The organism is Paenibacillus sp. FSL R5-0713 (genome assembly GCF_037973325.1).
Classification (GTDB): Bacteria; Bacillota; Bacilli; order Paenibacillales; family Paenibacillaceae; genus Paenibacillus.
In genome coordinates this window covers 5730044-5743671 of the sequence record NZ_CP150229.1, presented here as the reverse complement: position 1 = coordinate 5743671, position 13628 = coordinate 5730044, and the positions used below count along the sequence as shown (strand labels likewise).

The 13628-nt window shown below is 46.2% G+C and carries 10 protein-coding genes; 7 read left to right on the top strand and 3 right to left on the bottom strand.

Features of this window, described 5'->3' with window-relative positions; all coding sequences use genetic code 11:
* Positions 1–94 precede the first annotated feature (94 nt).
* The 3 genes from MKZ12_RS25580 (at position 95) to MKZ12_RS25570 (ending at position 4731) form a co-directional block, all read left to right on the top strand.
* Positions 95–1402, top strand: coding sequence for a homocysteine synthase (locus MKZ12_RS25580; protein WP_339257438.1), 1308 nt, complete (start codon positions 95–97; stop codon positions 1400–1402).
* Between the two features lie 427 nt (positions 1403–1829).
* Positions 1830–3779 (top strand): heavy metal translocating P-type ATPase, encoded by a 1950-nt coding sequence (locus tag MKZ12_RS25575; RefSeq protein ID WP_339257436.1) that lies wholly within the window; start codon positions 1830–1832, stop codon positions 3777–3779.
* 142 nt (positions 3780–3921) lie between these two features.
* Complete coding sequence (locus MKZ12_RS25570) at positions 3922–4731, top strand: alpha/beta hydrolase (RefSeq protein WP_017692232.1); 810 nt, start codon at positions 3922–3924, stop codon at positions 4729–4731.
* Positions 4732–4907: 176 nt separating this feature from the next.
* Here the strand turns inward: MKZ12_RS25570 and MKZ12_RS25565 are convergent, their stop codons facing one another.
* Positions 4908–5639, bottom strand: coding sequence for a ZIP family metal transporter (locus MKZ12_RS25565; RefSeq protein ID WP_253440965.1), 732 nt, complete (start codon positions 5637–5639; stop codon positions 4908–4910).
* Positions 5640–5895: 256 nt separating this feature from the next.
* Here MKZ12_RS25565 and trxB point away from each other — a divergent pair, with 256 nt between their 5' ends.
* The 3 genes from trxB to MKZ12_RS25550 all read left to right on the top strand — a co-directional run bounded on the left by trxB (position 5896) and on the right by MKZ12_RS25550 (position 9345).
* Positions 5896–6837 carry a thioredoxin-disulfide reductase gene (gene trxB / locus MKZ12_RS25560; protein WP_105601888.1) on the top strand — a complete coding sequence of 314 codons (942 nt, stop codon included), beginning with the start codon at positions 5896–5898 and terminating at the stop codon, positions 6835–6837.
* 70 nt (positions 6838–6907) lie between these two features.
* The gene (locus MKZ12_RS25555) at positions 6908–7138 is read left to right on the top strand and encodes a glutaredoxin family protein (protein WP_339237784.1); all 231 of its coding nucleotides are present in this window, start codon (positions 6908–6910) and stop codon (positions 7136–7138) included.
* 374 nt (positions 7139–7512) lie between these two features.
* On the top strand, positions 7513–9345 hold the full coding sequence (locus MKZ12_RS25550; RefSeq protein ID WP_339257434.1) for an AraC family transcriptional regulator: 1833 nt from the start codon (positions 7513–7515) through the stop codon (positions 9343–9345).
* 127 nt (positions 9346–9472) lie between these two features.
* On the opposite strand, the gene MKZ12_RS25545 is transcribed toward MKZ12_RS25550, so the two are convergent.
* Positions 9473–9670, bottom strand: a complete 198-nt coding sequence (locus MKZ12_RS25545) for a hypothetical protein (protein WP_339237780.1) — start codon at positions 9668–9670, stop codon at positions 9473–9475.
* Positions 9671–9817: 147 nt separating this feature from the next.
* A complete protein-coding gene (locus MKZ12_RS25540) occupies positions 9818–10984 on the bottom strand; it encodes an ROK family protein (RefSeq protein WP_339257432.1) in 1167 nt (388 codons plus the stop codon).
* A 198-nt stretch (positions 10985–11182) separates the two neighbouring features.
* On the opposite strand from MKZ12_RS25540, the gene xylA reads away from it, so the two are divergent.
* Positions 11183–12499 (top strand): xylose isomerase, encoded by a 1317-nt coding sequence (gene xylA / locus MKZ12_RS25535; protein WP_091019299.1) that lies wholly within the window; start codon positions 11183–11185, stop codon positions 12497–12499.
* The last annotated feature ends 1129 nt before the right edge of the window (positions 12500–13628 follow it).

Below are 13628 nucleotides of genomic sequence, written 5' to 3'. Positions count from 1 at the left end.
GCGACATCTTGTGAGAGAATATGGAAAACATACACCACCATGTCAAGACATCATGAACTTATAGAACGTATATATCAAGGGAGGATTCAGATTTATGTCAAACGAACGTGAGCTTTCATTTGAAACATTGGCAATTCATGCAGGTCAGGAGATTGATCCAACTACCAACGCACGAGCAGTTCCCTTGTATCAGACAACATCCTATGGCTTCAAGGACACTGAGCATGCAGCTAATCTGTTTGGTTTGAAAGAGTTTGGCAACATCTATACCCGTCTGATGAATCCAACCACTGACGTATTTGAGCAACGGATTGCTGCGTTGGAAGGCGGAGCTGGGGCGCTGGCTACTGCTTCTGGTCAAGCAGCCATTACGTTTTCGCTTCTGAATATTGCCGGTGCAGGCGATGAGATCGTGTCTTCGGCGAGTTTGTATGGAGGTACATACAATCTGTTCTCGACAACTTTGCCGAAACTGGGTCTGGACGTGAAATTTGTGGATTCCAGTGATCCTGAGAATTTCCGGGCAGCGATTACGGAGAAAACGAAAGCATTGTATGCCGAAACGATCGGTAATCCAAAGGGGAATGTACTGGATATTGAAGCGGTGGCAGCGATCGCTCATGAACATGGCATTCCTTTGATCGTGGATAATACGTTCCCAAGCCCGTACCTTCTTCGTCCAATCGAACATGGAGCAGATATTGTCGTTCACTCTGCAACGAAATTCATTGGCGGTCATGGTACATCCATTGGTGGCGTTATCGTGGATAGCGGAAAATTTGACTGGAAAGCAAGCGGCAAGTTCCCTGGTTTGACGGAGCCGGACGCCAGTTATAACGGTGTTGTATATACGGAAGCAGTTGGACCGATTGCTTATATTATCAAAGCTCGTGTACAACTTCTCCGTGACTTGGGTGCAACGATCTCTCCATTTAACTCCTGGTTGTTGCTGCAGGGACTGGAGACATTACATCTGCGCGTAGAGCGCCATAGTAGCAACGCCCTTGCGGTTGCGGAATTCCTAGAGAAACATGAGGATGTGTCCTGGGTAAGTTATGCGGGTCTGCCAAGCCACGATTCTTACGAGCTTGCCCAGAAGTATCTGCCAAGAGGGCAGGGCGCCATTCTGACCTTTGGAATCAAAGGTGGTGCGGAAGCGGGTCGTAAATTGATTGAAAATGTTAAACTGTTCTCTCACCTTGCAAACGTGGGCGATTCCAAGTCACTGATCATTCACCCGGCAAGTACGACTCACGCGCAGTTGACTGAAGATGAACAAACTGCCGCAGGGGTTAATCCGGAGTTGATTCGTCTGTCTATTGGCACAGAGAACATTCAAGACATTATTCATGATCTGGAGCAAGCGATCAAAGCAAGTCAGGGAGCAGGTGTAGGCGCATAAATGGTATTGGGTGGATGTGAAACATTCACTTAAGCGATATGCTATAAAATTGGTCAAACGCCTATCAATAGATGCTTTAAGCCGCTGTCTTTATGGACAGCGGTTTTTTGTCTTTTTGAATATGCATGTAGGAGTAAAAGTAACCGTCCGAAAAATACCCATTTACAAATGAGGATCACAGGCATATACTGATTAAAAGTTGTATTGGGTAAAAATAATTGCATAAGCACAAAAATGATTATCATTCTCATTCGAGATGATTGCAAAACCATTCACAAAACCATGCTGCTGCGGGATTCCCGCAGCAGCATGTGTCATTTTTAGGGCATTAACAATGGCTCTCATTCTCAATACAACTTCATTTCTGGGAGCGGAATAGGCAGACTCGTCATCCGCAAATCTAACATTCGAAAGGATTGTGATTTATATGCAAGCGATACATCAACCTCTACACAGACAGAAACAAACAGAACAACGCTCGTCCCAAACACCTGGCCCCAATCGCGGCAAAAAGCCTGATTTTCGAGCCATGGTACAGAATAAAGAGATGCAATCTGCATTGGGCAGCGGGCTATTGATGCTGATTGCCTGGGGAACTGCACCGTATTTTGGTACCTTATCCATCATGCTCTACATTGTGGCGTATGCCGTGGGGGGGTGGACCAAGGCGAAGGAAGGCATCGAGACACTGGTCAAGGACCGTGATCTAGATGTAAATCTGCTGATGATTGCCGCATCTCTTGGGGCAGCAGCTATTGGTTACTGGAATGAAGGCGCGATGCTGATCTTTATTTTTGCACTCAGTGGTGCGTTGGAAAGTTATGCGACAGAGCGCAGTCATAAGGATATCTCATCGTTGCTCGCGCTGAAGCCGGAGACAGCACTGCGTATTGAGGATGGGCAGATGAACCTTGTGGCTATTGATGATCTCCAGCCAGGTGATCTGCTGTTGGTGAAACCGGGAGAACTCATACCAGCAGATGGGGTCGTGTACCGGGGGAGTTCTTTTATCAATCAATCGTCCATCACCGGAGAATCCCTACCTGTGGACAAAGTTGCGGGGGATGAGGTCTATGCAGGTACGGTAAACGGGGAGGGCGCCTTATACGTGGAGGTCACCAAATCGGCTGAAGGGTCACTGTTCGGAAAAATCATTAAAATGGTGGAAGAAGCGCAGGCAGAAGTGCCGGATTCCCAGCGTTTTATGGAGCGGTTTGAAGGGATATACGCACGCATTGTTGTAGGGGTGACTTTACTTGTGATTGCAGGAACTCCACTGCTGCTTGGCTGGACATGGAACGAGGCACTTTATAAAGCGATGGTATTTCTGGTTGTTGCATCACCTTGTGCATTGGTGTCTTCGATCATGCCTGTCATGTTGTCCGCGATGTCCAGCAGTGCGCGCCGTGGCATTCTCTTCAAGGGTGGTGCCCATATGGAGAATATGGCACGCACGCAGGTCGTTGCTTTTGACAAAACAGGTACATTGACCATGGGCACCCCGCAAGTAACAGATATTATTACAGCTGAAAATATAGATCGCGCCCAGCTGTTAGCTGCGGTAGCAGCGATTGAGAACATCTCCATGCACCCCTTGGCTCGTGCGATCGTAGATCAGGCGAACAAGGAGAACCTTACACTTCAGGAAGCGGAGCACGTACAGGCCCTAACGGGTTGGGGTATCGAAGGAACGGTAAACGATGTGCTCTGGCGTATTGGCAAAACAAATGTAATGGAATCGATGCAGTCTTCTGAATGGAACGAAGTACGTTCCCGTCTTGAGGGGGAGGGAAAGACGGTATCCGTTGTTATGGCTGATGGTGAAATGGCTGGGTTGATCGCCATGCGGGATACGGTACGCCCTCAGGCAGCAGCTGCAGTGAGAAGGCTTGAAGCGATGGGAGTTAAAGTTGCGATGTTAACAGGCGATCGAGCCAAATCAGCCTCTGTAATTGCACGTGAAACGGGGGTAAGCATGGTCTATGCAGACTTACTGCCAGAAGATAAAGTGAAGCAGGTCCAAATGCTCCGCAAACAGTATGGTCCAGTGCTAATGGTGGGAGATGGTGTCAATGATGCTCCGGCACTTGCAGCAGCGACTGTGGGTATGGGAATGGGATTGTCCGGCAGTGGAACTGCATTGGAGGTTGCTGATGCGGTGCTGATGAACGACAATATCGAAGAGATCGCTTGGGTGATTGGGCAGGCGCGCCGAGCACAGCGTACGGTAAAGCAGAATATGTTTTTTGCCATCACCGTTATTCTGGCCTTAATTGCAGGTAACTTCCTCCAAGACGTCGCATTGCCTCTGGGTGTGGTAGGTCATGAAGGCAGTACAATTCTGGTTATCCTGAATGGACTTAGGCTGCTACGTTAATCGGATTTGGAGATGAAAATGATTCATTGGTTTTGCTGGTTGTATACGACTGGTTGAACGGCTCACGTTTGAACCTTGGGTCAACGGGTAATGATTCGAAGAGAAAGTTGCAATCATTCGAGGACAAAGGGAGCTGTGAAATATGGGACGTTATGTACAAGTGGAACCGAATGTAAAAGTATATGTTGAAGATATCGGTGAAGGCACTCCGGTTGTCTTTTTGCACGGCTGGCCTGTTAATTATAAAATGTTTGAATATCAATTGAACGTACTTCCGAACCATGGCATTCGTGCCATTGCGATAGATTTTAGAGGATACGGCTTATCAGATAAGCCTTCCACCGGATATGATTATGATCGGATGGCAGACGATGTTCGTGCTGTTATCGATGATTTGGAGCTGAAAGACGCGGTACTCGCAGGGTTCTCCATGGGTGGAGCGATTGCAGTACATTACATGGCCAGACATAAGGGACATGGTGTCTCCAAGCTGGCCTTGTTATCTGCGGCAGCCCCTGTGTTCACACAGCGCGAAGGTTATCCGTATGGATTGACTCCAGAGCAGCTGAACGAGCAGATCATTGAGCCGATTTTTGCAGATCGTCCGAAGTTGCTGGAGACATTTGGCGGCATGTTCTTCGCGAAGAAACACAGCCAGCCATTCATGGATTGGTTCCACGCGCTTGGTATGGAGGCTTCATCTTATGGTACCATTCGCAGTGCAATTGCCCTGCGGGATGAGGATCTACGAGGTGACCTGAGTTCAATTCAGGTGCCGACGGCCATTTTGCACGGGAAAAAGGATGAGATCTGTCCGTTCGAATTCGCAGAGCAGATGCATAAAGGCATCGCTTCGTCTCAATTGATTGCTTTTGAAGAGAGTGGTCATGGTGCTTTCTATGATGAATTGGAAAAATTCAATTCGGAATTGATTCGTTTCATTCAATCCTGATCAGAAGAGGGCATCACAACCTTACAGGCGATCCCATTAATTTCATGGAATCTTCATTTGTGGCTAAAAAAAGAACCCGGTCGACAGCTTTAGGTGCTGTTCGCTCGGGTTCTTTTTTCTGTACTGTAAGAGTCTTAAACAAGGTTTAACGTGCATAGTAAGTATACATTCTTCAATTAAAACAGTTCGGTCAGACCGATCATCGTGATGAGTCCGAGTAAAAACGAGATAGTTGCCACTCGTGCATTGCCGTCGCCGTGACTTTCGGGAATGAGTTCTTTATAGACAATGAACATCATCGCACCGGCTGCAAATGCCAGACCGTAAGGGACGAGGCCGGATACGAGACTGCTTAATGTGTAACCAATCATCGCTGTAATAATCTCTACTGCTCCGGTGAGGGTGGCAATGCCCAGTGCTTTGAAGCGGCCAATATTCTGGTTCACTAGAAAGAGGGCGACCAGGAATCCCTCCGGCGCATTCTGCAATCCGATGGAGAAGGCAATAAGATTGCCCAGGTTCTCATCCGAGCTTGCGTAGCTGACACCAACTGATAACCCCTCTGGCAGGTTATGCATGGTAATAGCCGCAATAATCATGAAGGCTTTGGCTTCAATTTTGAAAGGCATTTTCTCGGGATTCTCCAGATCGACGTGTGGAATCTTCATCTCGAGCACCAGTAGCACCAGGCTACCAAGCATAATACCAAATGCGAGTACAAAGAGATTCGATTGGCCGAGCGCTTCCGGAATGAGATTATAAACCGAGGCTGAGGTCATAATACCTGCAGCGTATGCCAGCAAGATATCACGCAGACGGTGCGATATTTTGCGCATAAATAGAATCGGTACGGCCCCTAGGCCGGTAGACATGGCTGATATAATACTGCCAATGAGTGCATCGTTCATGCTTCCATTTTCCCTCCTGATGAAGACTTCTTCATAATCGCTGCCGAGCATTGACACCGTACATAAAAGAGATCATAATGAACAACAGATTAGAATGATTATAAATTAGAATTCCGTTTCTGCATAGGATTATTGTCATTACGCAGGCAGGTCTTGTGGACATGATCTAGGCTTTTCGTTCTAGTGTATGCAAAAGCAACAGCTTTTGATGCCGGAGGGACTAACCTTTTTGCAGAACCCGGGGGAGGAACTATACATGTATAAATCAATTATTATTGGAACAGGCCCTGCAGGGCTGACAGCAGCAATCTATCTGGCACGTGCCAACTTGAACCCGCTCGTTATTGAAGGTCCACAACCTGGTGGCCAACTGACAACAACAACGGAAGTGGAGAACTTCCCAGGTTTCCCTGATGGCATCATGGGTCCTGAACTGATGGACAACATGCGTAAACAAGCAGAACGTTTCGGTGCTGAATTCCGTACAGGCTGGGTGAACAACATCGACATGAGCGAGCGTCCGTTCAAGATTCAAGTTGAAGGTATGGGTGAACTCGTATCGGAAACATTGATCCTCTCTACAGGTGCATCTGCTAAATACCTGGGTATCCCTGGTGAAGAAACGAATGTGGGCCGCGGTGTCAGCACATGTGCAACATGTGATGGATTCTTCTTCCGTAACAAAGAGATCATCGTCATCGGCGGTGGTGACTCTGCTCTTGAGGAAGCAAGCTTCCTGTCCCGTTTCGGTTCCAAAGTAACGCTGGTACACCGTCGTGAAGAACTGCGTGGCTCCAAAATTATGCAGGATCGTGCACGCAGCAACGAAAAAGTAGAAATGGCTTTGAATCGTACACCACTTGAAGTCCTTGCTGGTGACAACGGCGTAACAGGTCTGAAAGTATTGAACAACGAAACAGGTGTAGAAGAAGTGATTCCGGCAAGCGGCGTATTCGTAGCTATCGGTCACACACCAAACACTGGTTTCCTTGGCGGACAGATCACTACGGACGAACACGGATATATCCTGACTACACCAGGTACATCCGAGACAAACATCCCAGGCGTATTCGCATGTGGTGACGTTCAGGATACACGTTACAAACAAGCAATTACAGCTGCAGGTAGCGGATGTATGGCTGCCATGGACACCGAGAAATACATTGAAAGCTTGGAGCACAGCGCAGTTGTTCTGTAATAGAATGAGTTGATTCCACTGATTTCAACCAAACGATAGAATAATATAAACCATATGAGGTGAATTAAACATGGAAAACGTAATTGTATATACATCAACGAACTGCCCGAACTGCAAATCCGTAAAAACATTCCTGGCTGACAAAGGGATCTCTTATGAAGAGCGCAACATCGAAACTAGCGATGAATTTGCACAACAAGTGTGGGACATGGGTGTACGTGCCGTGCCATTGACTGTCATTGGTGAACACCGCATTCTGGGTATGAACAAAACTCAATTTGCCAAAGTATTGGACGCTTAAATTACGCTGATCATCTGGAACATGATGTGTTGAAGAACGTTTCAATTCATATGCAATTCCGGTTTTCGCGAGCCGTTAGGATATAGAAAGAACCGTACCCCGAAGGGTACGGTTTTTTGTGCGTTTTCTATGAGTGTATTGGATGAATTGGAAGCTGGTCCTAAACATTGTGAAGTTGTAAGATGATCTTGCAATGAATTATCATTTAATTGAGGTGAACAAACAGCATGATTATAGATCAGGAGGAGCATTTTCTCTTCTGGGAACAGGCGAGTATACGGGATATCCATGTTGAAAGAACTATTCTTGCAAAGGGTCAAAGAATATTATTCACGATGCAGCCCAGCAGTTTTTTTTGTATAAAGAGAGGGAACTTGCTGGTATTGCTCAATCAGAAGACCTTTTCCATCAATCATTTTGAGATCATTCATTCTCCTTCCAGAAGTCTGTTTGAAGTTAACGCAGGTTCAGACGGAGCAGAGTATATAGTGATTTCGTATAAAGCAGAACGGGGTCAAACGTACGACGATGAGCCGTTGTTTGTAGATGATCGCAAAGATCCAACTCAAATTACATATCGTGTGACACTAACGCAGCCAATGATGTTATACGAAATTGCAAATCGTATGCTAGAGGCCCAGCAGCAGGAAGGACCTTCGGTTCTGCTTCAACTCAAGGCATCGTTCTACCAATGGGTTTATCAGATGTTGGAACAATATTATCTACAGTCTCCGGTCGTCAAAACAGCTAGTCCAGTCGAGTTGGTCATACAGACGCTGGAGTATCTGTTGCAGAACTATGCAAAACCTCATACGTTGGACTCTTTGGCGGCAACAATGGGGCGGAGTCCGGGCCATCTCTCGAATTGTTTCAAACAGGTGCTTAATCGTGGACCGATTGACTGTCTAATCCGTTTGCGTATGCAAAAAGCTTGCAAGCAATTAGCCGAAACAAGGCTTCCCTTACGAATGATTGCGTCAGCTATTGGGTATCAGGATGCGTACTATTTTAGTAATGCTTTCAAAAAGTATATGGGTGTTTCTCCACAGAAGTATCGTAAGCGATTCGTAGATGAAGATGTTACATCCTCAGCAGGAAGAAATCATATTGTTGGCTCTCCAGCCCCATGTTATATTCCTCTATATGATAATGATAATTATTATCAATACTTAGATGGAGGGTCTGACGAAATGTTAAAAAATATAAAGAGAGTCCCGGTGGCTTTGCTGATGGCTTTTGGGTTGCTGTTAAATGCATGTAGTGGCGGTTCTTCAGGGAATACAGGGGCCGCAACGGGAGATGGAAGTACAGCTCAATCGGAAGCAACAGCTTCTCAAGCGAACAGTTCAAGCGAAAGTAACACAAATGAAAATGCCCAAGCAACGACACGTAAAGTGAATACTTCCATGGGTGAGGTCGAAGTGCCTGCTAATCCGCAGCGTGTCGTCACGGATTTCTTCCTAGGTCATATTCTGGCCTTGGGTGTGAAGCCTGTGGGAAGTAACGGCGTATTCATGCAAAACCATTATCTGGAGGGCAAGGTTTCCGGTATCGAGGATATTTCGGACAATCTTGAAGCAATAACTGGACTGAACCCTGACCTAATCGTTACAGGCAATGCCAAAAGTTACGATGTTTATTCCAAAATCGCCCCAACCGTCTTTCTGGACAACTCTGCCCTCGTTCGTGATCAGGTTAAAGAGCTTGGCGTTATATTGGGGAAAGAGGCTGAAGCATCGGCATGGCTTACCGATTTTGAACAAAAGGTGACTTCGGCCAAGGAGAGTTTAAGCAGTATAATCAAAGAGGGAGAAACCGTTACTGTGTTTGACGGAGGCTTAAGCAAAGACATCACGCTTTATGGTAATGCGCATACGGGCAGAACGATCCATGGTGAATTGGACTTGCCTATGAACGAGAACGTAATACGCAGCATTGATCCAAAAGTGGGCTGGGCTACGATCTCCAATGAACTCGCCGAATCATATGCTGGTGATTACATATTTATGGCCGTGAATGCCAAAGCGGAATCATACGACTATGCGAGCGATCCGGTGTGGGGAACGTTAGAAGCAGTCAAAAACAATGAGTTATACGAGATTGATGGATATAAATTTTATTTTTCCGATCCGATTTCCGTCATGGGTCAGATTCAGGATATTGTCGACATGATGGAAGAACGAGCTCTGGAGAATACTCAAAAGTAGTGAGTATGATTAATCTATCAAGATAAAATGAAAAATCCCCTTGCCCTATAATTTGGAGCACATGCTAACATGTGAACTTCAGGAATTACTGCGAAAGGGGATTTAGCAATTCAATTAAATATATTCTTTAGAAAAAAATACTCATGAAAGTCTGAAACACAACATATACCAGCACTCCTGACAGCATGTACATGAAACCAGCCTTCTTTTTGCTCTGGAACAATCGGAGTATGCCAAGGCTGAACAGGGGCGCAAGCACAATCAGGAACAGGAGGACGGTGACAAATACTGGCGCCGAGATATCTGAAGTATCCACGTAGGTCACGCTTCTTTTCACTCCGTTTCATTATCGGAATTAACACAGCTATATCGACACAGCCATGACAAAAATCACATAACCCCATTATACATCTGGATTTCTTTAACAAAAAGGGAGGAAATGGGGCGAAATGATGTCAATTTTCAGCTGTTATTAGACGGAAACTCTTATTTTACCTAAAAATTGGGATATTGCAGAGTAAGCGGCACCAACACGGGTGGAACGGCTGCCCAGAGCTGCCCATTCAATCTGCAAACTGCGGCGATGATAGGGTAACGTACGTTCCTCCACAACCTGTTTTAACGCTGTTTCTATCCAGGGACCTGCTTCAGAGAGCGGACCACCAATGATAATACGTTCCGGGTTAAAACTGTTGACAATATTGGTGATGCCAATTCCCAGTTTGCGTCCAATCGTGTCGTATAATTCCTGAACATTCTTATGGCCTCGCTCCGCATAATGTATCAGCTCACGTGTGGTATGAGCAGGTAATTTCAGCTGATGATCCGGGTGTTCGTAGGCTTTTTCCGATGCGTATAACTCCCAGCAACCACGATTTCCACAGGAACAAGGCAGACCTTCCGCTTCAATGGACATGTGGCCTGTTTCCCCTGCGTAACCCCACGCGCCTTTGTATAATTCACCATCTACCATGATGCCTGAACCAATCCCCATGCCTGCACTGATATAGATCATGTGACGGACACCGATGCCTGCACCAAAATTTAACTCTCCATGAGCGCCAGCATTGGCTTCATTATCGATGGTGACAGGCAGTTCAAATTCTTCTTCAAGCATGGAGCGCAGCGCTACCTTCTCCCACCCCAAGTTGGGTGCAAACAGGACTGTTCCTGCCTCATCGACCATGCCGGGTACTCCGATACCGATGCCTATGACACCGTGAGGGGAAGCAGGAGCTGCTTCAATGAGCTGTTTTGCTGCCAATTTTAATTGCTCCAATACAGAGGACACGTCATGATGCTCCAAGGTCACTGCGTATTCTGTAATGATGTGTCCTTCCAGATCTGTAAGCACGCCTTTTAAATGGGTCACACTGAGTTCCAGACCGACTGCATAGCCGGATGTCCCCCGAAACAGCAACATGAGTGGTTTGCGTCCGCCACTGGATTCCCCAGGGCCAATCTCCTGCACCAGATCATCACTGATCAGATCAGCAACCAGGTTGGATACCGTTGCTTTGTTCAGCCCGGTAACCTCGGACACTCGCGCGCGAGAAAGAGGGGCATGGCGCCGGATCGTATCCAGAACGATCGACTTGTTTATTTTTTTGACCAGCATCTGGTCTCCGGTAATTTTCATATCGTTAAGGCACTCCTATTCTTCTGGTAAAAGGGTTCTGACCCACATCCGAAACAAGTTATTCGACTATTATAGCGTAAACAAGCGTGTAAAAAACAATTTTATTTTACTTTGTTTAACCAATAGACAAAGTAAATTCGATGTGTTAGGATAACGGTGTAAACGATTTCTTAAAACTATTGAGGAGGCATTTTACACATGGCCTATTTTGAATCCGTTAATAAAATTTCATTCGAAGGTAAAGATTCCAAGAATCCTTTTGCTTTTAAACATTATAATCCAGAAGAAGTGGTAGCCGGCAAATCGATGGAAGAACATTTCCGTTTCGGTATGGCTTATTGGCATACATTAACTGCAGGCGGAAGTGACCCGTTTGGTGCAGAGACAGCTGTTCGTTCGTGGGATAAATACTCGGGTCTGGACCTCGCGAAAGTACGTGTGGAAGCGGCATTTGAATTTTTGGAAAAAATGAATCTCCCGTTCTTCTGTTTCCACGATGTGGACATTGCACCAGAAGGCAACAACCTGCGCGAGTTCTACAGCAACATTGATACAATCGTTGATCTGATTGAAGATCATATGAAATCCAGCGGCAAAAAACTGCTCTGGAACACGGCGAACATGTTCTCGAACCCACGCTTCATGTTTGGTGCAGCTTCGACTTGTAACGCAGACGTGTATGCTCATGCTGCGGCACAGATCAAGAAAGGTCTGGAAGTGGGTAAACGTCTGGGCGCTGAAAACTATGTATTCTGGGGCGGACGTGAAGGTTACGACACATTGCTGAACACAGACATGCAACTGGAGCAAGACAACATTGCTCGCATGTTCCACATGGCTGTAGACTACGCGAAGGAAATTGGTTTTGACGCACAATTCCTGATCGAGCCTAAACCGAAAGAGCCAACGAAACACCAATATGACTATGATGCAGCAACTTCCATTGCTTTCTTGCAAAAATACGGTTTGGATAAACACTTCAAACTCAACCTGGAAGCAAACCACGCTACACTGGCTGGTCATACATTCGATCACGAAATCCGCGTTGCGCGTACCAACGGTATGCTCGGTTCTCTTGATGCGAACCAAGGTGATATGCTGATCGGTTGGGATACAGATGAGTTCCCAGTTGATATGTACGATGCGACACTGACGATGTATGAAGTATTGAAAAACGGTGGTATTGGCCGCGGCGGTGTGAACTTTGACGCGAAAGTACGTCGTGGTTCCTTCGAAGCAGACGATCTGTTCTTGGCACACATCGCAGGTATGGATACGTATGCCAAAGGTCTGAAAGTAGCTGCAAAACTGATCGAAGATCGTGTATTCGATGACTTCATCGAAAAACGTTACAGCAGCTTCAGCGAAGGCATTGGTGCAGATGTGGTTGCAGGTAAAGCAACACTTGCTTCCCTTGCTGAGTATGCACTCAACAATGAAAGCCCACGCAAAAACCAATCCGGACGTCAGGAATTGCTGAGAGCACAACTGAACCAGTACATTCTGGCTGATTAATAGTGGATTAGGCAGGGTTGGTCACGTCGACCACCGATGGTTATTCAACTCATATGTGTTGGACATCAGTGTCCAAACTAGCCTATGCACAAGATTAGCTTGTACCATGGAACGCCTGAACAAGCATGACATTCGGACCGTCCCCGACTTTCCCTTGGGAAGACGGGGGCGGTTTTTTAATGAAACATACAACGCGATTTTTAAATTGCTGATATAAATGTTCTTCTAAGATGGTACATGCAAAACGAAGTGAGCAGAAAGGACCTGAGGAAGCAAAGCGTTCGCATTTATCCCCGGATTTCACCCTTGCTAAAGGGGTTAAAGGAAATCCGGGGGTAACGGCGATCCAGGGGTTTTCTGATCACGGAGTGGCCACATAAGCATCAAGGGTTTCATTTATAACCAATGACGAATCAAGGTCATTGGATCATCTTTTCGCTACAAAAACGAGTATGTTTTTACTTTTTTGATATAAATGTTTGTCTAAGATGGTGCATGCAGAACGAAGTGAGCAGAAAGGACCCGAAGAAGCGAAGCGGTCGCATTTATCCCCGGATTTCACCCTTGCTAAAGGGGATAAAGGAAATCCGGGGGTAACGGCGATCCGAGGGTTTTCTGATCACGGAGTGGCCACATGAGCATCAGTGTTTCATTTATGACCAATGACGAATCAAGGTCATTGGATCATCTTTTCGCTACAAAAACGAGTACGTTTTTACTGTTTTGATATAAATGTTCTTCTAAAATGGTACATGCAGAACGGAGTGAGCAGAAAGGACCCGAGGAAGCAAAGCGTTCGCATTTATCCCCGGATTTCACCCTTGATAAAGGGTATAAAGGAAATCCGGGGGTAACGGCGATCCAGGGGTTTTCTGATCACGAAGTGACCACATGAGCATCAAGGGTTTCATTTATGACCAATGACGAATCAAGGTCATTGGATCATCTTTTCGCTACAAAAACGAGTATGTTTTTACTGTTTTGATATAAATGTTCTTCTAAAATGGTACATGCAGAACGGAGTGAGCAGAAAGGACCCGAGGAAGCGAAGCGGTCGCATTTATCCCCGGATTTCACCCTTGCCAAAGGGGTTAACGGAAATCCGGGGGTAACGGCGATCCGAGGGTTT